The organism is Pseudoalteromonas sp. ND6B (genome assembly GCF_000764215.1).
In the GTDB taxonomy this organism is placed as follows: Bacteria; Pseudomonadota; Gammaproteobacteria; order Enterobacterales; family Alteromonadaceae; genus Pseudoalteromonas; species Pseudoalteromonas tetraodonis.
Genome location: NZ_JQFL01000038.1, coordinates 32441 through 53955 on the forward strand (window position 1 = coordinate 32441; position 21515 = coordinate 53955).

The window sequence follows — 21515 nt, forward strand, 5'->3', positions numbered from 1 at the left end:
TCTATTTGTAATCATTTTTCATTACACTAAGCGTCCCATTTGGGGAAACAAAAACACGGGAAAAAATAATAATGTTGAAAACAAAAATAACGCCATTGGCGCTTGTGTTAGCAAGCCTCAGTGCACCCGCTACCGCTAACCTCGTTATATCAGAATACGTAGAGGGCAGTAGCTATAATAAAGCAGTAGAACTATTTAATAATTCGACAACCCCACTGTCATTGGATGGCTACACCCTAAGTCTCTATTCAAATGGCAATACAGAGGCAAACAATACGCTCGATTTAACCGGTGAACTTGCTGCTAATAGCACGTATGTCATTGTTAATGGTAATGCTTCAGTTGAATTAAAAGAAAAAGCAGATCAACTCAGCGCCGTCACTAACTTTAATGGTGATGACGCACTGGTACTTACGCAAGGCTCAACCGTTATTGATAGCTTTGGTCAACGCGGCGTAGATCCAGGTTCATTTTGGTCTGAAGGTGGCGTACAAACACAAAATAAAACACTGCGCCGTAAAGAAACTCAATTAAACGGACGCACTGATGCCGATGGCGCTTTTAATCCAAGTGAGCTATGGCTGCAATTTGATCAAGATGATTTTAGTGATCTAGGTATCTTTGCAGGGAATTCTTCACCTAATCCAGATCCTGAGCCAGAACCTGAAGATCCTTTACTATGTGGCGCTGATAAAACATTAATTAGCAGTATTCAAGGTGAAGGCGCAAGCAGTCCACTGGTTAACACTGTGGTTGAATTTGAAGGCGTTGTGACAGCTGATTTCCAAGCAGATGATCAGCTCAAAGGCTTTTTTGTAAATTCACTTAATAGTGATGAAGATGCAAATCCCCTTACTTCTGAAGGTGTATTTGTTTACTTTACCAATACTGATGTTAATGTTGGCGACCATGTTCGCGTACAAGGTACTGTTGAAGAGTACTTTGATGCCACCCAAATTGGTAATGTTAGCCAAGTTGCTATTTGTGATACCGGCCTTTCAGCTTATCCGACTAAAATCACTTTACCCGTTATCGATCAAAGTGAGTTAGAAGCATTTGAAGGTATGTTGGTGACCCTAGAGCAGCCATTAGTTGTCACGAATAACTATGGTTTAGGTCGCTACGGTGAATTAGAGCTTGCCACCGAACGTTTATATCAAGGGACACAAGTTGCACTTCCTGGTGCGGCAGCAAATGCGGTTGAAGCGCAAAATCTAACTAAAAAAATACTCGTAGATGATGGCTCAACTCGTCAAAATCGCGACCCTATTGCTTACCCTGTACCTGGATTATCAGCAGAGAATACGCTGCGTACTGGCGATACAGTAAATACCGTTACTGGCGCCCTAGCGTACAGTTTTAGCACTTACCGTATTCACCCAACGGTCACACCTCAGTTTATAGCAACGAATCCGCGTACCGATGCACCAGAGTTAAACCCTGACGCTGATTTACGTGTTGCCAGCTTTAACGTACTTAACTACTTTAATGGCGACGGCCAAGGCAGCGGTTTCCCAACTAGCCGAGGTGCTGACTCAGAAGTAGAATTAATTCGTCAACAGGCCAAACTAGTTAGTGCTATCAGTGCTATGCAAGCTGATGTGATTGGCTTAATGGAAATTGAAAATGACGGCTTTGGCGAATTTAGCGCAGTTGCAAGCTTAGTAAATGCACTTAATGATGCCGACAGTCAAAATCAATATGCATTTGTGGACTTTGGCGTTGATAAAATCGGCACCGACGCTATTACTACCGCGCTTATTTATCGTGCTGATAAAGTACAGCAAGTAGGAACAGCAGCGATTACAACTGACGCGCCTTTTGACTACAGCAATCGCGCACCTATTGCGCAAAGCTTTAAGTCTTTAGAGACAGAAGAAGTCTTTACTGTTGCCGTTGCTCACTTAAAATCTAAAGGTGGTTGTGGAAGTGCAACTGGTGGAAACGCTGATCAAAATGACGGCCAAGCATGTTGGAACGAAATTCGAACTGCTGGCGCCAATGCATTTGCTGATTGGTTAAATAGCAAACCAACAGGGGTTGATGATGAAGATATCATTCTTGTTGGCGACATGAACGCCTATGCAATGGAAGATCCTATCCGTGCATTTGCTGATAAAGGCCTTAAAAATGTGGTTGCTGAGCTAGATGGCAACACTTTAGGTTACTCTTATAGCTTTTCTGGCCGAGCGGGTAGTTTAGATCACGCCCTAGTCAGTCCAAGCTTATTAAATAAAGTAGTCAGTGCAACCGATTGGCACATTAATGCCGATGAGCCTATCTCGCTTGATTATAACGTTGAGTTTAAATCTGACGCACAACAATCAACCTTATATGCTCAAGGTCCTTACAGAGCGTCAGATCATGACCCTGTTATTGTCGATATTCGCTCGACCATTATCGCGCCACCTGAGCCAGAACCTGAAGTAATTATTGGCGAAATTAATAATATTGGCGGGTGGTTTTGGTGGAAAAGCTACAGCTTTGAAATCCCACAAGGTTATGACGAGCTAACGGTTAGCCTTGACGGTGGCTGGGGTGATGCAAACTTATTTGTACGCCATAAAAGAAACCCGACTCTTTTCAAAAAAGATTGCGCCTCAATAAGCTTCGGTAATAGTGAAAGCTGTTCATTTACCAACCCTAAAGAAGGTAAGTGGCGAGTGCGTGTAAACGGCGCCATTCCTTTTGGTAATGTTAAATTAACGTACAAAGCAACAAAGTATGCTGATTAAGCTTAATTAGTCGGTTAACAATTAGGTATTGTGACCTAAAATATCTATATAGTTACTCAAAAGCCGCTTTCGCGGCTTTTTTATTTTTTATACAAATGTAATTCAGACAAGCTTCAGCAAACATTGCTTACTATCTATGCAAACCTTGATATGGCCTTTATCAAATTTCACACCTTTCATTTATTGTTTAATAAATACAAAGTGTGAAGCTGCGTTACTACACCTGCGCTAAAACGATAATTGCCCAGTCCTGCTAACCCATATAAAAACCATTGAGATAGACGTTACTCTCGCTGTAAATATATTTTTATAAAGGATTCAAAATGAAAGAACGCATTCACCTTATATCAACTTGTCAAAGGGCTTTTAAACCTTTGGTAGGGATGTTGATAGTTTTTTCACTGTGGGGAACGAACAACGCCATTGCAGCAACCTCATTAGAAGCGGCAATACCACAAGGCAGCTTATTTGATGTGATAAGTGCGCGTGCTAAAAAGCTTGCTGAGCAAGATTACATTGCACCTAAAAACATACAAATAGAAGCGCTCAATAGTATTGATTATCAAGACTACCGCTCAATCCGCTTCAAACACGATCAATCGGTATGGAAAGATGAAGGGCTTTATGAGCTGCAACTATTTCACCCAGGTTTTTTATATAAAACCCCAGTCAAAATCAATATCGTTGATCAAGATGCCAAGCTTAGCCGTCTCCCATTTAGCACAGACTTTTATCAATATGATGGAACAGCAGCACACCTAAAAGATGAAATAGCGAAAAGTGTTGAAGGTACACAGTTAGGGCATGCTGGTTTTAGATTGCACTACCCACTAAATAACGATGACTATAAAGATGAAATTATGGTGTTTCAGGGCGCTTCTTATTTTCGCCTAGTTGGACCTAATCAAGTTTATGGCTTATCAGCACGCGGATTGGCAATTGATACCGCACAAACATCTGGTGAAGAGTTTCCTTCATTCAAAGAGTTTTGGTTAGTAAAACCAACACCAGAGCAAACTAATATTACTATTTTTGCTTTACTCGATAGCCCATCGGTAGCGGGAGCCTACAAGTTTGAAATAGACCCAAACACACAGACACGAGTTAACGTCGACATGCAAATTTTTGCGCGTAAAGATGTTAAAAAGCTAGGTATAGCGCCATTAACGAGCATGTTTTATCACGGTGAAAATAGCACTAAGTTTTTTGATGATTACCGCCCTGAAGTACATGATTCAGATGGTTTGCTCACGCAGTCACAAGAGAGTAATTGGGTATGGCGTCCGCTTAATAATCCATCCCAACTCAGTGTAACCTCTTTTTCATATGAGAATCCAAAAGGCTTTGGCCTTGTGCAGCGTGACCGTGACTTCAATAACTACTTTGATATCGAAGCGCATTACCATGACCGCCCTAGCCTTTGGATAGAACCACAAGGTGAATGGGGTAATGGCCGTGTTGAGCTAGTAGAAATTCCAACAGATACTGAAACAAACGATAATATTGTAAGTTATTGGGTTCCTGAAAAGCCGTTCAAAGCAGGAGAGGCATTAAAGTTTAGCTATAAGATGACGACGTTTAATGATTATCTAAGCCAAAATAATTTGGCCAAAGTAGCTAGAACGCGTATTGGTAGTGCCGCATTACCTGGTGAAGATAATCCACCGCCAAAAAGCCATCGTCAATTTACTGTTGACTTTACCGGCCCTGATATCAATCAGTTATCAGCAAAATTAGCACTTAGCGCAGATCTTCAGCTGACTACCGGTGAAGCCCGCGATATTACAGTGCAAAAATTACCAAAATCATTAGGTTGGCGTGTTGCTTTTAAAGTCGCTCCCCAAGGTAGTGATCCTGTAGATATGCGTTTATCGCTAAAGCTACGTAATAAAGAAGTGAGCGAGGTATGGAGCTATGTTTGGTATCCAAATGACATCAAGTAAACAAAGCACAGGCACGCCGATGCCTTTTAAAACACTTCGTGTGTGGTTATTTGCTATCGCTGCTATTGGTCTTTCAGGCTATGGCATTTCAATTATGTTTGAAATTTTAAACTCAAATGGCATGACCTTGCTTGAGTATGCACTTCTTGCTTTATTTTCTATTACTTTTGCGTGGATAGTCACCGCATTTTGTAGTGGTTGTATTGGTTTTATACTGCAGCTATTTCGGATAGATCCACTCACACTTAAAAAAATAAAGCCGGTCTCTATTAATAGTGAAGCACTGTCACAGCAAAAAACGGCTGTGGTTATGCCTATATATAACGAAGATACGCACAGAGTGATTGCAGGCTTTGAAGTCAGTTTACAATCATTAAAAGCAACTGGGCAATTAAAACACTTTGATTTTTATTTACTAAGCGATACACAAGATACAGCTATTGCTAGTAATGAATTAAGTGCATGGCATGCGTTATGTGAGCGCTTAGGTGATACTGCAAAGCAGGTATTTTATCGTCGCCGTGAAGATAACAAACATCGTAAAGTGGGTAACTTAACCGACTTTTGTGAGCGCTGGGGTAGCCAATACGAGCATATGATTGTATTGGATGCCGATAGTGTAATGACTGGCCAATGCATGCTAGAGCTCACTACCAGTATGCTAAATAATCCACAAGCGGGATTGATTCAGACTATCCCTATTCCTGTGCGCCAAGATACCTTTTTTGGACGCTTTTTACAGTTCGCTTCAATTCTTTATAGTCCAATGTTAGCTACCGGCTCTGCTTTTTGGCAGACCGACAAAGCCAATTACTGGGGCCATAATGCCATTATTCGCGTCAAAGCATTTATTGATTGCTGTGGCTTGCCAACACTAAAAGGTAAAGCGCCTTTTGGTGGTGAAATTTTAAGTCATGATTTTGTGGAAGCCTCTTTATTACATAGCGCGAATTGGGACGTATTATTACTTGCCGATATTGAAGGCAGTTACGAGGAAGTTCCGAGCAACATATTAGATTATGCTGTACGCGATAGACGCTGGGTTCAAGGTAATATTCAACACCTTGGCTTATTATCATCAGCAAAATTAAAGCTAATGAGTAAGCTGCATTTTTTACTGGGTGCAACCGCGTATATATCATCACTCATTTGGTTATCTATGCTGGCGTTAAGTACCATAGATGCGGTAACACGCGCTTTAAATAGCGATGTCTATTTTAATCGCGCCTATCAACTATTTCCAACTTGGCAAATAGCCAAAACAGAACTCATTGACTCATTACTTTACCTAACTATCATTATTTTATTATTGCCTAAACTCATGGGCGTGATTGTTACCTTAGTACACCGTAAGCAGCGCTTTGGTGGTGCATTAAAACTTACTTTAGGGTCTATAATTGAAACCGTGTTTGCCATTATTGTGGCACCATTAATGATGGTTTTTCATGCATATTTTGTAGTCTGTGTATTTTTAGGTAAAAAAGTAAAATGGGACGCTCAACCGCGTGAAGGCAGAATGGTGCCATGGAAAGAAGCGTTTAGTTATACATTGCTTTCTTCGCTGATTGCCATTGTATGGGGTAGCGTTGCTTATTACTTTACGCCAGTCTTTTTTTGGTGGTTATCTCCTATTTTATTAGGGCTCATACTCGCTGCACCTATTGTGCGCTATTCAAGTAGTATCAAGCTAGGCGTTAAGCTCAGACAATGGGGGATTTTTCTCTGTCCGAGTGAAGTCGATAATGATGCAACATTAGCGGCACTTAAAGTACACCTCAAAGAGATAACCGTTCCACCTGCAGGGCGTTATTCAACAGCAATACCGCTGTTACCACAAGAACATAAAGTAACCATGCCTATTCAGAGCTTTAGTAGTGAATCACATCGTAAGAAGTTTAAAGCACTCATCACAAAAACAGCTAATAAGCTAAATTAATACCAATTCGCTTAATTAAGTCAGCTATTTTGAAGATTGGTATAGTCATAATAAATAAAAAAGGAGCAACTAACTGTTGCTCCTTTTTTATGACCGCACGTTTTAATTTTCGAGCTTAATAACCTTCAGACAATAAAAAACCCGCAACAAGTGCGGGTTTTTTTTAAAGAGTTAAAGTGCTAATTACTTAGCTGCTTTTTTCTCTTTTTCTGCAGCGATTACTGTGTCAGCTACGTTTTGTGGACATGGTGCGTAGTGTGAGAACTCCATAGAGAACTGACCACGACCTGATGTCATTGTACGTAGTGAACCGATGTAACCGAACATTTCTGATAACGGTACGTCTGCTTTAATGCGAACGCCAGTTAAACCAGCTTCTTGGTCGCTTAACATACCACGACGACGGTTAAGGTCACCGATTACGTCACCTACGTGATCTTCTGGCGTGAACACGTCAACTTTCATGATTGGCTCAAGAAGTTGTGCACCCGCTTTAGGGATAGACTGACGGAAAGCGCCTTTAGCTGCGATTTCGAATGCGATTGCTGATGAATCCACGGCGTGGAAGCCACCGTCGAAAAGTTCAACTTCAACGTCAAGTACTGGGAAGCCAGCTAGAACACCTTCGTTCATCATTGACTTAAAGCCTTTCTCAACTGCAGGCCAGAATTCTTTAGGTACGTTACCACCAACAACTGAAGATGTGAACGTGAAACCAGAACCCACTTCGCCAGGCTTGATACGGTAATCGATTTTACCGAATTGACCAGAACCACCAGATTGTTTCTTATGCGTGTAGCTATCTTCGATTTCACGAGTGATAGTTTCACGGTAAGCAACCTGTGGTTGACCAACGATAAGGTCTACACCGTAAGTACGCTTAAGGATATCTACTTTGATATCTAAGTGAAGCTCACCCATACCTTTAAGGATAGTTTCACCTGAATCTTCATCAGTTTCAACTTGGAAAGATGGATCTTCTGCAACCATTTTACCGATAGCAACACCCATTTTCTCATTACCGCCTTTATCTTTAGGCTGTACAGCAATCGAGATTACTGGAGTTGGGAATACCATTGGCTCAAGTGTTACTGGGTGCTTAGGATCACAAAGAGTGTGACCAGTTTGCACGTTCTTCATACCAACGATAGCGATGATATCGCCCGCTTGCGCTGAAGTAAGCTCTTTACGCTCATCTGCTTGCATCTCAACCATACGGCCAACACGCTCAGTTTTACCAGTAAATGCATTAAGGATAGTGTCACCCTTGTTAAGCACACCAGAGTAGATACGTACGAATGTTAATGCACCGAAACGGTCATCCATGATCTTAAATGCTAACGCTTTGAAAGGTTCGTCAGCAGATACGATTGCATGCTCGCCGTTTTCGTTACCTTCTTCATCCATAAGAGGTTGAGGATCAACTTCTGTAGGAGCAGGTAGGTAATCTACTACTGCGTCAAGTACAAGTTGCATACCTTTGTTTTTGAATGCAGAACCACAGAATGTAGGGAAGAACGCAAGGTCACGAGTACCTTTACGGATACAACGCTTGATGTCTTCGATTGAAGGGATTTCACCTTCCATGTACGCTTCCATTAGGTCATCGTCTTGCTCTACAGCAGTTTCGATAAGCATTTCATGGTATTCATCAGTTTTCTCTACCATGTCTGCAGGAACGTCTTCAATAGTGTAGTTTTCTGGAAGACCTGTCTCATCCCAGATGTATGCTTTTTTGTTTAAAACATCAACAACACCACAGAACTCATCTTCGATACCGATTGGTAAAGTCATGATAAGTGGAGTAGCACCAAGTACTTTTTGTACTTGCGCTGTTACACGGAAAAAATCAGCACCCATACGGTCTAATTTGTTTACGAAGATGATACGTGCAACACCTGACTCATTCGCGTAGCGCCAGTTAGTTTCTGATTGTGGCTCAACACCACCAGAACCACAGAATACACCCACACCGCCATCTAATACTTTAAGTGAACGGTAAACTTCAACGGTGAAGTCAACGTGTCCAGGAGTATCGATAACGTTAAAACGGTGATCTTTCCAGAAACAGCTTACTGCCGCAGACTGGATAGTAATACCGCGCTCAGCTTCTTGATCCATGAAATCGGTAGTCGATTCACCATCATGAACCTCACCTGTTTTGTGGATAGTACCTGTAAGCTTTAGGATACGCTCAGTAGTTGTGGTTTTACCCGCATCAACGTGCGCGAAAATACCAATGTTTCTGTACTTCGATAAATCTGCCATTAATTTTACTCTTAATAAAGTCGATAAATTATTCGGCGGGAGTATAGCATTACTTAAAGCGAACATCACCATAGAAGTCGCTTAAAATGCAATCAATTTATAAAAAACTTGCTTTAAAGATATTTTGAGGTATGAGATGGGCTTAAAAGAGGCATATTATAAACTGTATTTAAACGACTTAAGTCTTTATCAGCGTCATTGTTGAACATCAAAAGCGCAACTGAGTAATGGCATGAAGCAAATACAATTATTTTGCCCCATGCAAATCGTTAGTAAAATCACTCAAAACTCATAGTTTTGACTTTGTCGCTAATAACTAAATTACCCGCAGTTTTGGCTTTGATTTCATCAATAGTCACACCGGGTGCACATTCTAATAAATGAAAAGCGCCATCTTTTATTTCTAATAGAGCCAAATCAGTAATTACTTTATTGATACAACCAACACCGGTTAACGGTAGGTTGCATTCATTCAGTAGCTTTGATTCACCGTGTTTATTAGCATGGGTCATAGTGCAAATAATGTTTTTTGCCCCCGCCACTAAATCCATCGCCCCGCCCATACCTTTGACCAATTTATTAGGGATCATCCAACTGGCAATGTTGCCGCTTTGGTCCACTTCAAACGCACCCAGCACGGTTAAATCAACATGCCCACCGCGGATCATGGCAAAGCTTTCAGCAGAATTAAAAATAGCGGCACCCGTAGCTGCGGTTACTGTTTCTTTTCCTGCGTTGATCATATCGGCATCTACATTTTCAGCGGTAGGATAGGGCCCCATGCCCAGTAACCCATTTTCTGATTGCAGCATTACCTCAATGCCCTTAGGCACATAATTGGCCACCAATGTAGGTATCCCTATTCCTAAGTTAACGTAGTAGCCATCTTGTAATTCCATTGCCACGCGTTTTGCTATTTGCTCTCGTGTTAATGCCATTATGTGCTCCTTAGGACTTTGCCGCTCGAGTGGTGGTTTTTTCAATACGCTTTTCAAACTCACCTTTAATAACGCGATCGATATAAATACCTGGCGTATGAATTTGGCCTGGCTCAAGCTCTCCGGGCTCGACAATTTCTTCAACCTCTAATACGGTTATTTTACCTGCGGTTGCGGCCATTGGATTAAAGTTCATCGCTGTATGACGATAAATACAATTACCATAGCGATCTGCCTTCCACGCTTTAACAATGGCAAAGTCACCGATTATACTGGGCTCTAATAAATATTCGCGCCCCTTGATTGAACGGGTTTCTTTACCTTCAGCCACAGGCGTACCGACACCCGTTGCGGTATAAAATGCTGGAATTCCGGCGCCGCCTGCGCGCATTTTTTCGGCTAGCGTCCCTTGTGGCGTTAGTTCAACATCTAACTCGCCACTCAGTAACTGCTGCTCAAATAACGCATTTTCGCCCACATACGAGGCAATCATTTTGCTAATTTGCTTGTCTTCAAGTAACAATCCTAATCCAAAGCCGTCAACACCACAGTTATTCGATACTAAGGTTAAGTCTCGGGTGCCTTGGCGCTTAATCTGTGCAATTAATCCCTCAGGAATACCACATAAACCAAAACCACCAGCAATCACGGTCATGCCATCTTCAAGCCCTGTCATAGCGTCACTGTAGCTTTTTACTACTTTATCAAAACCTGCCATTAGCTCCCCCTTATTGTGCAGTCCAACCGCCATCAATGGCGATTGCTTGAGCGGTAATGTTGCGTGCAGCATCTGCCATTAAAAAACTCACGGTATGCAAGATTTCGTCTAAGCCGATAAATGCCTTTTTCGGCATGGGTGCCAGCATAATGGTGTCAATTACTTGCTGCTCAGAAATACCATGCTCTTTGGCTTGTGCGGCAATTTGCTGCTCCACTAATGGCGTTTTTACATACGCTGGGCACACTGTATTAATAGTAATATTGGCATCACCTGTTTCTAATGCTATGGTTTTAGCAAAGCCAATTAAGCCATGCTTCGCGGCGATATAAGCAGATTTATACTTAGAGGCCACCATGGCGTGAATAGAACCTATATTAATGATGCGGCCAAAATCTTGCTCACGCATGCGTGGCAGTACCGCTTTACTCATCATTGCGGGGCCTACCAACATCACTTGCTGTAAAAGCAGCCACTTATCTGCAGGAAAGTCTTCTAATTTAGCTACATGCTGTATTCCTGCATTATTAATTAATACATCCACAGGTTGCGTAAAAGTGCTAAAAAAATCTTCAATCGCTTGGCTATCTGCCACATTCAATGCATAGCCCTGAGCGTTACCGCCCTGATTAACTATTTTTTGCGCGGCTTGTTGAGCTACCTGTTCATTAAGGTCGGTCACAATAATGCTATGCCCAGCTCGGGCTAGCTGCTCAGCAATGTGTAGCCCTATACCACTAGCCGCGCCGGTGATTAATACGTTTTTACTCATACTGCTACTCCTCTAAAAATTCACTGATCAGCTGCGCTTTAGGCGAGATTGAAAAAATTCCATCGAGATGCCCCCAGCCGCCTTCAATTTCAGAAAGCTGAACCTCTTTCCCCAGCGACTTCATTGACTCATATACAGTGCGCATATTTTCAGGGCGTAGCAGTAAATCATTGGTTGCAGGCAATAACAGTGTTTTAGCGCTAATTTTTTTAAGTGCTGCGCTTAAGTTGCCTTCCATACCGGCAGTAAACAGTTGTGATGCCCGTACCAAATACAATACATGATTTGCATCTTGGGTTTTTGCACGCGCCATTGCACGCTGTGCTAGTACTTGGTTTAACTTAGGTAAGGTACGAATGTCTTTTAACGCGCCTTCATCAAGTACGTTAAAGTCAGGGAAGCTAGCGTTATAAATAATTGGATGCATCGCATCTTGGGTAATATTTAGCATGGTTGCGGCAAGTCCATCTAATGGGCGCTCCTTGTCGTAGTAATTACCTTGCTGCCAGTTTTTATCTAAACGAATGGGGAGTGCCCATTTTTCAAGCGCAGCGACAGTCCATGCATCCATGGTTGCTGCACCAATAACATGGATTAGGCGTTCAACCTGATCTGGATAACGCGTTGCCCACTCTAGCGCCTGAAAAGAGCCCATAGATGCGCCCATCACGGCATGTAATTTAGTAATACCCAAACTCTCTAATAAGCGTTTTTGTACGTTAACAAAATCAGTAATAGTAACCACTGGAAAATCCAAGCCATAAGGCTTACCTGTCGCAGGGTTAATTGATGCAGGACCCGTAGTGATTACGTGTGGGTCATGCCAATTAGCATTGACTAAGGTGTCAGAGCTGATCACAAAATACTTGTTAGTATCTATGGCTTTTCCTGGGCCAATTAACGCATCCCAGTACCCTGCTACGGCGTCGTCGGCTGAATATTTACCTGCTGCATGAGAGGTTCCTGAAAAATAATGAGTGATCAAGATTACATTATCTTTGGCTTTGTTAAGCTCACCATAACTTTCCCAACCAATATCAACCTGTGGCAATGTTGTACCCGAAACCGTTGTGAAGTTTTCTGTGCTGAAATGTTGTTTTTCTACTAGTAACGGCTCTGCTTTATCAGCGCCAAACACCTTACTACTAAATAAAAACAGCAACCCTATTATTAATATTGTTTTCATTGCAATTCCTTAAAAAGTGATGAATAAGCTCAGCGCAAGAGCCACCCCAACCAATGGGATAACCACCGTCAATGCGGCTAATGGCCAATAAGCGCGTTGATGTGTTTCTTTACAAATGGCACGTATAGTTGTGACCACGTAACCATTATGTGGCAGGCTGTCTAATGCACCAGAACTAATAGCAACCACTCTGTGTAATTGCTCTGGATTAACCCCCATATCCAAATATCCAGGAGCCACAAGCGGTAGTGCAATCGCTTGCCCGCCGGATGCTGAACCCGTTAATCCGGCTATGACGCTCACGGCAACAGCAGCCCCCACTAACTCATTACCTGGCATATGAGTCATAGCATCAACAGCAGCAATAAACGCCGGTGATACTTTAGCCACTGCGCCAAACCCTACTACAGCAGCAGTGTTACCTATAGCAACTAAGGCGCCAGTGGTACCCATATTGATGGCATTTGCCATGTTATGAAAATACTTGTAATTGATGACCACAATACTTAAAACACCACCGAGCAACGCCACAATTAGTGCGGTTTGTTGTAAAACATCATGCAACATAAATGATAAGAGTAGCACCACCAGCAAAGGAATTACGCCGGTGATTGGATGAGGGCGTTCACGCTCTAAAATAATTGGGTCATCGTCTCTTGCAGCAAAACGCTCACCTTTGGCAACCGCCTTTTTAATCATTTTATTTAGCCAAAAGTAACCGACTGTTGCCATAAAAATGGCCACTACTAAGCTTACTTCCCATGCCGCATAGGGTGAGGTACCTAAATGCTTTACGGGTATCCAATTTTGAATTTCAGGCGAGCCCGCAGAGGTCATAGTGAATGTCACTGAGCCAAACGCTAATGTTGCGGGTATAAAGCGCCGCGGCAAATCGGCATCTTTAAATAAACTGAGCGCCATCGGGTAAACCGAAAACGCCACAATAAATACACTGACTCCGCCATAAGTCAGCACGGCGCAAGCAATCACCACCGCCAGCACCGCATGCTTCATACCTAACTTGCCAACAATGTAACTGGCTACGCTGTCTGCTGCACCAGTATCTTCCATAAACTTACCGAACAACGAGCCCAGTAAAAACATAAAAAACCATGCACTTAAAAATCCAGCAAAGCCATCCATGTACGCGTTAATAAAATTACTGTCGGCAGTCACCGGGAATATAGCCATCCCGCTTGTTAGTGCCACCAACAATGCACATATTGGCGCGGCAATAAATAAATTGACCCCGCGCAAAGTTAAAATTATTAGCAGTATTAAACCGCCTAACAGCCCTATCATGCTCAGCATAGACATTCCTATAATTATTGTTATTACCCAGATGAGGTGACATCGCAGTAACTGTTGTTAGTTTTATCGCTCAGCGCAAATAAAGACATAGCACTAAGGTACTATACGTTATAAAACTTACACAAAAATCATATAAGTCAAGGTGTTAAGCTTTTATAGCACTATGGTACTAATTCATTTTTTAACACTATCTTCTACATTAAGTGCAGGTGACATGAGCAAACAAATAATCAACTAATAACAACAGGAACACACCATGATAAAGCTCAAACAAAATATCACACCCGTTACACTCGCTGTTTCACTCGCCTTATTAAGTGCAACAAGTGTGGCAGCTGAACAAGCGCCTAAAGTAAAAAAAGCAGAGTTAGAGCGAATAGAAGTAACCGCTCGCAAAACCGTTGAAAACTTACAAGAAGTTCCGGTTGCCGTAACCTCAATTGGCGCACAAGAATTAGCAGAAAACGGCATCAGCGTAATGACTGAAGTACAGCAGTTTTCACCCAACACTACGCTACAATCAAGCCGAGGCACTAACTCTACCATCACTGCGTTTATTCGCGGTGTAGGTCAGCAAGACCCGCTTTGGGGCTATGAACCTGGCGTAGGTATTTACATTGATGATGTATACATCGCCCGCCCGCAAGGTGCCGTGCTCGACTTACTTGATGTACAACAAATTGAGGTGTTACGTGGCCCACAAGGTACGCTATATGGCAAAAACACTATTGGTGGTGCAGTTAAGTATGTCACCAAAGAAATGAGCGGAGATGCAACGCTAAATATTCAAGGCACCGTAGGCAGCTACAGCCAAAAAGATTTAAAAGTCACTGGGCAGCTCCCGCTTATTGACGAAAAACTCTATGTTGGTTTTGGTTTTGCCACATTGAACCGTGATGGCTATGGTGAATTTTTAACGTCAGCGCTTGATAATCAAGACCGCGAAAACTATAACAAAGATGTTACCGCAGCACGGGTTACGTTAGAGTACACCCCTACGGATGACTTATTCTTTCGTTTTGCGTGGGATAAAACTGATGATGACTCCAACGCGAAAGGCGGGTATCGCTTACTTCCAAGCTTGTTAACGAATGCGCCTGTACCCGATAGCGTGTATGACTCTTATACTAGTTTACCTACATGGAACAAAGTAGAGCTTGAAGGTATGAGCTTAACTGCTCGTTGGGATATGAGTGCAAACACGAGTATTAAATACGTTGCAGCAACAAGAGAGAGCTATTCACCAACTAACATCGACTTTGATAATACCTCTTTACCTATTTTTGATGTTCCAGCCATTTATGACGATGAACAAACCACGCATGAGTTGCAGCTAAATCACAGTGGCGATAACTATAAAATGGTCTCAGGGCTTTATTACTATGATGGCGAATCGTGTGGCCAGTTTGAAGCAATATTAGGTGTGCTTGGTCAAAGTTTAGGTGCCCCAGGGCTTACGCGTGAAGTAAGCGGTTGCAGCAATTCCACCAGTAAAGCGGCTTATATACAAGGAAGCTACGACTTTGATGAAAAATGGTCAATGACACTTGGCGCTCGCTATACCAAAGACAGCAAAGAAGCGATTGTAAATAATGGTCTTATTTTTGACATTGTTTACCCTGAATCAGGTTGGATCCCGGGTTATGTTCGCCCAGAAGGACAACTCGTGCCTACGGTACTAGATGACAGCGAAGATTGGTCACGCTTTACGCCTCGTGCGGGTGTTGAATATCAATATAATAACGACATCATGTTTTTTGCTAGTTACTCGCAAGGGTTTAAGTCAGGGACATTTAATCCACGAGCTACAACAGCAGAACCTGCAGCAAGGCCCGAAGTGGTTGACTCTATTGAGTTAGGCATGAAAAGCGAATGGAATGATAATTTACGCGCAAATTTAACTGTATTCACACTTGATCATAAAGACCGTCAGTACATATCGGTATTACCCGGTGACAGCGCCGCCGATTTAAACCAGCGCTTAGGTAATATTGGCGAGTCTAAGTCTGATGGCGTTGAATTAGAACTTAGCTATGTTGCAAACGATGCACTAACTATTGACGCGTCAATAGGTTACATCGACAGTAGTTTTGAAAATGTAATTGATACCAATCCTGATACCGGTGAAACATTTGATAAGTCAGACCGTTTTAGTGTTTCAAACACCCCAGATCTAACTTTTAACTTGGGCGCTACCTATCGTTTATACACAGAAATGGGCGACTTCGTTATAAACGGTAATTATTATCACCGAGGTGATTACGCACTGTTCGAAGAAGATAGCCTCTTAACACAAGACGCCTACGGATTATTAAATATTGGTGTTACTTGGTATAGCGCAGATGGCCATTGGACTGCGGGTATTTATGGTAAAAACTTAACCGATGAAGAATACATGATTGGAGGTTACCAGTTTGTAGCACCCGACCCGTCAGATCCAACTGATACCAGCAAATACACACCCGGTCTTGGTGGCGATAATACCTTAATTGGTTATTACGGTGACCCCCGCACAATATCACTCACTGTGGGCTATCGTTTTTAAAATTTAATTTAAGCGTTAAGGTTTGTCTGTATATCCCCACAGACAAACCTTGTTTCACATCGCAAAATCACATATAACTTAATGCATTGGAGACTATTTGAAATGGCTTGTGCTGTGAATACCATAATTGCTGATGACCACCCTTTATTCAGAAGTGCGCTACGTCAAGCAGCAGCGACTTCAGTACCAGAACAATATATAAAAGAAACCAGCGATATCGACGGTTTGTTTAGCTTATTAAAATCACACCCCGAGATAGAGCTGATATTTTTAGATTTAACAATTCCTGGCGCCAATGGTTTACAAGCGCTCTCGCAACTAAGAAATCAATACCCTGATATATTAATTATTATGGTATCGGCTAACGAAACCCCCACTATCATAAAACAAGCCATGAGCTTAGGTGCTGCAGGCTATATTCCAAAGTCATCATCCCTTGATGTGATCAGTGAAGCCATTGAACATGTACTCAATGGAGACTCTTGGTTGCCAACAGATATTGACTTAACTGATGTGGTTGTTAATGACGAACAGAGCAATTTTGCCCGCAACCTAGAAAAACTCACTCCACAGCAATACCGTGTACTCGCGATGATAGCCGACGGGCTCTTGAACAAACAAATTGCCTTTGAAATGTCGATTCAAGAAACCACCATAAAACAACATGTATCGGCCATTTTGCGAAAGCTGAATGTGTATAACCGTACCCAAGCAGGCATTTTGTTTAATCAGCTATCTCAAGTTGGTAAGTTAGAGGCGAGCTAATATAAATTAATACACTTTAAGTATTTCTTTATAATCTTTTTTAAGGCTGTCTAGCTGAAATTATTAATACATACATTAACACTGGCAACTAGCTGGCTCATATGCGGACTGTACTGCCCACCAAACGCGCCAACCAAAAAGTTAACAAATGATGTAAAGTTGCAAAAAACAAACCAAATTTAAAAAATTTCATGTTGATATTTTTATGCAATAAAAAACTAAAAAACACCGAAAAAAACCTTTTTAATGAATAACCTCCCTAGATTAATGAATATTGATTTTAAAGCCGCACTCACCGCACTTGATTACACCTCATTAACATGCTTTCTTGGTATAAAACAATAATCAAACAAACATTCACAGGGTCAAAATGAAAAAGTTTAAAAGAAAAATTCTTGCTTGCGCAATTACAACTCAATTAATCACCTCTTATCATGCCTCAGCAGAAGAAAAGCCTAAAGTTGATAAAGAAATTGAACAGATTGAGGTTACTGCTACACGTCGCTCAGGTTCAATTCAAGAGGCTCCTTTAAATATTACAGCGCTTAATAGTGATGTCATAAAGGATCAAAACATTGGTGATTTAGAAGATGTAGCTCGTTGGGTCCCAGGCCTAACAGTTTCAGATCAAGGTGGTCGTGAAGGCTCTCCAATTATTGTTCGAGGTTTAAATACTAACTCGTCAGATCGCGGCTCTGATGGAGGCACTGTAGCTACTTATGTTGGTGAAATACCGCTTAATATTAATCTTCGCTTGACTGATATTGATCGAGTCGAAGTATTAATTGGCCCGCAAGGTACCTTATATGGTGCTGGTACTTTAGGTGGTGCTATACGCTATTTATTAAAGCAACCACAATTAGACATTACTGAAGGTAGCGTGAGTGGCGATTTATTCGCAATTAATGAAAGCGATGATACTGGGGGTGAGTTTGGTCTGGTATTTAATACCCCGCTTATCGATGACGTATTAGCCGTTCGTGCCAGCGTTAATCATTATGACAGACCTGGTTATATTGATTATAAATACGTAGTACGAAACCCAGGGGTCTCAAACCCTAATCCAGATTTTACAAACCAAGATGATATTAATGAAAACTTACAACGCGTTAATGACGTTAACGATGAGCAAATCACTACGGGACGCTTTTCTGTTCGTTGGCAGCCAAACTCATCAATTGATGCAACACTCAATTACTTTTATCAAAAACAAGAAAATGGCGGCAACTCAACGTCACAATATGGCGCATTAGCAAATAGCAGCGCACTTCAAGGTACTGTAGGTAAATATGAAAACGCAGCTCGCGTGCTTGAACCGGGCGAGCAAGAAAACGATTTACTTAGCTTAGAAATCAAAGCTGATTTGGGCTTTGCTGAACTTGTATCAGCCTCTGGTTGGTCAAGCTATGAGCAGTCTGGGCAGCGAGATCAAACCGACTTACTTTATGATATTTGGACTGGTTACGCTGATTTTCCTGCATTTGTTGGTCAAACTTTAGATACTTCAGATCAAGATAACTTCACTCAAGAATTGCGTTTAGTATCGGCTTCAGAGGGCCCATTAAGTTGGATTGTAGGCGGCTACTATAATAAACAAGAAAACTTATCAGATGACCGCGAATATACCCCAGGCTTAACTGACTTTTGGGGCGGTGGTATTGCGAACGTACAAAAAGATCTAGAATATATCGCCCTTAGTAATTCAGAAATAACAGAAAAAGCATTATTTGGTGAGGCTGGCTATAGCTTTACTGATCAGTTTGATATCACTTTGGGCGCGCGTTTATATGAATATGATATCTCCACCAATGCAGGGTCAGCTACACCACTTTATTCTGGCAATTTCTCGTCTCTTGACCAAATTGAGATGGAAAATGTTAGCGCCAATGATAACGGTAATCTATTTAAGTTTAATGCAAACTATACGTTTGATTCTGGTGTACTCGCTTACTTTACTGTCAGTGAAGGGTTTCGAATTGGTGGCGGTAATGGTATTGCGCCGTGTCCAGATGTGTTACCAGAACAGCAAATTGTTTGTGCTCTTCCAAGTGAAGAAGACTATAAGGCTGATACCACGGTAAACTATGAACTTGGCTTTAAATCAACCTGGCTCAGAAATCGATTGCACTTTAATGCTGCACTCTTTAATGTTGACTGGAATGACGCCCAAGTGGGTAGCTCTACTGTTAATGGCCAAGAGCTTATTACATCAAATGCAGGCTCAGCAAACTCAAAAGGCGTAGAAATTTCATCTCGTGCAATCATTGGCGATCACTGGACAGCTTATGCGACTTACGCTTATGCAAAAGCAGAACTAACTGAAGATGCACCAGATTTATTTGGTATTGGCATTGGCGCTATGAATGGGGATCGATTACCCGGCGCCCCTGAGCATCAGTTTTCATTCGGCCTTCGTTATGAGCAAGATGTGCTCGACGATAAACTACTGAGCGTTAACTACGGTATGACTGCACAAAGCGATATGATTACCAAAGTGGGCTTAAGAGACGATGGTGAGACATTAGCTGGCTATTCATTAAGCAACTTATCAGCTAAGTTAACAGGTGATATGTGGTCAGCTACATTATATATCGACAACTTGTTCGATAAGTATGCTTTTACTTCGGTACGCCGTGATAAGTCATGGGCTGGTATGTCGACCTCTGGCGCTAATAAAGCGTTACCTGAATTACAACGCGTATACGCTCACTATACAACAACTCCTCGCACTATTGGTATGAAGTTTACTTATAACTTTGAACTATAAAACTGAGCGATAGTTAAAAGCCTTGTTGATAATCAGCAAGGCTTTATTATTACCTCTCGTTAAGGTTATTTATGCTAACAGCACATCAACATCAGTTAAAAAAACAGGTATTTACAGCAATAAACAATAACCAGTTATCCGCCGCTCACCAACTGCTAGTTAAGCAATTACAGTACGATGCGACAGACCATTTTTGCTATTACCTACTAGCCGAAGTGAATATTGCTGCAGGCGACAGCTACAAAGCCATACAACTGATAGAAAAAGCCTTAACAATCAATAACCATCCTTTATATGTGCTGCATTTATCTAAGCTAATGATACTAAAGGGTGACGTAACAATGGCGACCAGTTACTATCAGGAAGCTATCAAGTATCAAGGTTATGGGCCTCTAGAGTGGGATACCTTAGCTAATATAGCGACTCGACTTGGTGACTATGAACATGCTTTAGCATGGCAAAAAATAGCTTATGAAGCCGCACCTACACACCCCAAAATTAATTACAACTTAGCCATTGCCTATAAAATAAATGGCCAATTAGATCACGCAAAAACGCTATTATTAGCGCTTATAAAACGCGAGCCAAGTTACTTACAAGCACATTACTCTCTTGCAGAACTAAATACCTCAACTGAAGCAAAAACACACATTACCGAGCTAAAAAAACGACTTAGTAGTAGCTTAACTGCAACAGAACAGCAAATGATTTATCACAGTTTGGCACTAAATCACGAACATATTGGTGATTATGAACAAGCTTTTAGTTACTTTCGTGATAGTAAATTGGCTATAAAAAATCAGGTAAACTATGAAGCCAGCAAACACCAAATATTTTGCCAACAATTAATAGCATTAAGTGAAAAGATTCAATTAACAGCAAAAAACGCTGACTTCTCACCCATATTTGTCATGGGTATGCCTCGCTCTGGTACCACATTAGTAGAAAAAATTATTAATCAAAGTACCGAGGTGACCGGCCTTGGGGAGCTAAATGACATTGCACAGCTACTACAAAGCACTGCGGCGTCAAAACATGTTTTAGATATCAGTATGATTGAGCAGGCATTTCAAAAGTTTAAGCTTGATAATCCCTTAAATGGCTACCAATCGCGCTGCGAAGGCATGATGACTTCATCTAGGAGCTGTGACAAGCAACCCTTTAATTTTTACTTTATTGATTTTATTTTAGCTGCGTTTCCAGAGGCAAAAATAGTCTGTATGCTGCGCGATCCTGTGGATAGCTGCATTGCAAATTACAGGCAGCTATATAGCCCGCACAGTGCATTTCATCATTACAGCTATGACTTACAAGATATTGCTCATTTTTATCAAGATTATAAGTTACTTATCAACCACTTTCAGAAAAAGTATCCTAATAATGTAATGATTCAACACTATGAAGAGCTAGTAACAGATGCCACCTTGCAAACTCAAACATTATTTAATTTTTGTAATTTACAATGGCAGCCCAGCTGCTTAGCGTTTTATAAAAGCAACAGCGCCTCGGCTACTGCTAGCAAAGTGCAAATTCGCCAACCACTCAATAGTAAGAGTATTGGCTACTGGCAACATTATCAGCAGGCCTGTGATATGTTATCGAATAAGTTTAATTAATCGATAATAATTAGC

Annotated in this window: 13 protein-coding genes; 7 read left to right on the forward strand and 6 right to left on the reverse strand. The window is 41.6% G+C overall.

Features of this window, described 5'->3' with window-relative positions; all coding sequences use genetic code 11:
• Positions 1-71: 71 nt before the first annotated feature.
• The 3 genes from ND6B_RS09185 (at position 72) to mdoH (ending at position 6614) form a co-directional block, all read left to right on the forward strand.
• The gene (locus tag ND6B_RS09185) at positions 72-2735 is read left to right on the forward strand and encodes an ExeM/NucH family extracellular endonuclease (protein ID WP_033103538.1); all 2664 of its coding nucleotides are present in this window, start codon (positions 72-74) and stop codon (positions 2733-2735) included.
• 323 nt (positions 2736-3058) lie between these two features.
• The gene (locus ND6B_RS09180) at positions 3059-4678 is read left to right on the forward strand and encodes a glucan biosynthesis protein G (RefSeq protein WP_028834694.1); all 1620 of its coding nucleotides are present in this window, start codon (positions 3059-3061) and stop codon (positions 4676-4678) included.
• Positions 4650-6614 (forward strand): glucans biosynthesis glucosyltransferase MdoH, encoded by a 1965-nt coding sequence (mdoH, locus tag ND6B_RS09175; protein WP_033103539.1) that lies wholly within the window; start codon positions 4650-4652, stop codon positions 6612-6614. The genes ND6B_RS09180 and mdoH overlap by 29 nt, the downstream gene beginning before the upstream one ends.
• A gap of 183 nt (positions 6615-6797) precedes the next feature.
• Here the strand turns inward: mdoH and fusA are convergent, their stop codons facing one another.
• The 6 genes from fusA to ND6B_RS09145 form a co-directional block, all read right to left on the reverse strand.
• A complete protein-coding gene (gene fusA, locus ND6B_RS09170; RefSeq protein WP_013466210.1) occupies positions 6798-8882 on the reverse strand; it encodes an elongation factor G in 2085 nt (694 codons plus the stop codon).
• 278 nt (positions 8883-9160) lie between these two features.
• Complete coding sequence (locus tag ND6B_RS09165; protein WP_033103540.1) at positions 9161-9820, reverse strand: 3-oxoacid CoA-transferase subunit B; 660 nt, start codon at positions 9818-9820, stop codon at positions 9161-9163.
• A gap of 10 nt (positions 9821-9830) precedes the next feature.
• Positions 9831-10538 (reverse strand): CoA transferase subunit A, encoded by a 708-nt coding sequence (locus tag ND6B_RS09160; RefSeq protein ID WP_033103541.1) that lies wholly within the window; start codon positions 10536-10538, stop codon positions 9831-9833.
• A 10-nt stretch (positions 10539-10548) separates the two neighbouring features.
• Positions 10549-11310 carry a 3-hydroxybutyrate dehydrogenase gene (locus ND6B_RS09155; protein WP_033103542.1) on the reverse strand — a complete coding sequence of 254 codons (762 nt, stop codon included), beginning with the start codon at positions 11308-11310 and terminating at the stop codon, positions 10549-10551.
• A 4-nt stretch (positions 11311-11314) separates the two neighbouring features.
• Positions 11315-12496, reverse strand: a complete 1182-nt coding sequence (locus ND6B_RS09150; protein ID WP_033103543.1) for an E22 family MetX-like putative esterase — start codon at positions 12494-12496, stop codon at positions 11315-11317.
• Between the two features lie 9 nt (positions 12497-12505).
• A complete protein-coding gene (locus ND6B_RS09145) occupies positions 12506-13807 on the reverse strand; it encodes a GntP family permease (RefSeq protein ID WP_024602249.1) in 1302 nt (433 codons plus the stop codon).
• Between the two features lie 256 nt (positions 13808-14063).
• On the opposite strand from ND6B_RS09145, the gene ND6B_RS09140 reads away from it, so the two are divergent.
• From ND6B_RS09140 to ND6B_RS09125, 4 genes are all read left to right on the forward strand, one after another.
• On the forward strand, positions 14064-16352 hold the full coding sequence (locus tag ND6B_RS09140; protein WP_033103544.1) for a TonB-dependent receptor: 2289 nt from the start codon (positions 14064-14066) through the stop codon (positions 16350-16352).
• A 102-nt stretch (positions 16353-16454) separates the two neighbouring features.
• Positions 16455-17117 carry a response regulator transcription factor gene (locus tag ND6B_RS09135; protein WP_010392247.1) on the forward strand — a complete coding sequence of 221 codons (663 nt, stop codon included), beginning with the start codon at positions 16455-16457 and terminating at the stop codon, positions 17115-17117.
• Between the two features lie 370 nt (positions 17118-17487).
• Positions 17488-19884 carry a TonB-dependent receptor gene (locus ND6B_RS09130; protein ID WP_033103545.1) on the forward strand — a complete coding sequence of 799 codons (2397 nt, stop codon included), beginning with the start codon at positions 17488-17490 and terminating at the stop codon, positions 19882-19884.
• Positions 19885-19955: 71 nt separating this feature from the next.
• The gene (locus ND6B_RS09125; RefSeq protein ID WP_033103546.1) at positions 19956-21500 is read left to right on the forward strand and encodes a tetratricopeptide repeat-containing sulfotransferase family protein; all 1545 of its coding nucleotides are present in this window, start codon (positions 19956-19958) and stop codon (positions 21498-21500) included.
• Positions 21501-21515 lie beyond the last annotated feature (15 nt).

What these genes read in the sequence shown, in the direction of transcription:
- ND6B_RS09155 (WP_033103542.1), bottom strand. Translation starts at nt 11,310, where the DNA reads ATGAGTAAAAACGTATTAATCACCGGCGCGGCTAGTGGTATAGGGCTA.
- ND6B_RS09150 (WP_033103543.1), bottom strand. Translation starts at nt 12,496, where the DNA reads ATGAAAACAATATTAATAATAGGGTTGCTGTTTTTATTTAGTAGTAAG.
- ND6B_RS09125 (WP_033103546.1), top strand. Translation starts at nt 19,956, where the DNA reads ATGCTAACAGCACATCAACATCAGTTAAAAAAACAGGTATTTACAGCA.
- ND6B_RS09135 (WP_010392247.1), top strand. Translation starts at nt 16,455, where the DNA reads ATGGCTTGTGCTGTGAATACCATAATTGCTGATGACCACCCTTTATTC.
- ND6B_RS09140 (WP_033103544.1), top strand. Translation starts at nt 14,064, where the DNA reads ATGATAAAGCTCAAACAAAATATCACACCCGTTACACTCGCTGTTTCA.
- mdoH (WP_033103539.1), top strand. Translation starts at nt 4,650, where the DNA reads ATGTTTGGTATCCAAATGACATCAAGTAAACAAAGCACAGGCACGCCG.
- ND6B_RS09130 (WP_033103545.1), top strand. Translation starts at nt 17,488, where the DNA reads ATGAAAAAGTTTAAAAGAAAAATTCTTGCTTGCGCAATTACAACTCAA.
- ND6B_RS09185 (WP_033103538.1), top strand. Translation starts at nt 72, where the DNA reads ATGTTGAAAACAAAAATAACGCCATTGGCGCTTGTGTTAGCAAGCCTC.
- ND6B_RS09145 (WP_024602249.1), bottom strand. Translation starts at nt 13,807, where the DNA reads ATGCTGAGCATGATAGGGCTGTTAGGCGGTTTAATACTGCTAATAATT.
- ND6B_RS09180 (WP_028834694.1), top strand. Translation starts at nt 3,059, where the DNA reads ATGAAAGAACGCATTCACCTTATATCAACTTGTCAAAGGGCTTTTAAA.
- fusA (WP_013466210.1), bottom strand. Translation starts at nt 8,882, where the DNA reads ATGGCAGATTTATCGAAGTACAGAAACATTGGTATTTTCGCGCACGTT.
- ND6B_RS09165 (WP_033103540.1), bottom strand. Translation starts at nt 9,820, where the DNA reads ATGGCATTAACACGAGAGCAAATAGCAAAACGCGTGGCAATGGAATTA.
- ND6B_RS09160 (WP_033103541.1), bottom strand. Translation starts at nt 10,538, where the DNA reads ATGGCAGGTTTTGATAAAGTAGTAAAAAGCTACAGTGACGCTATGACA.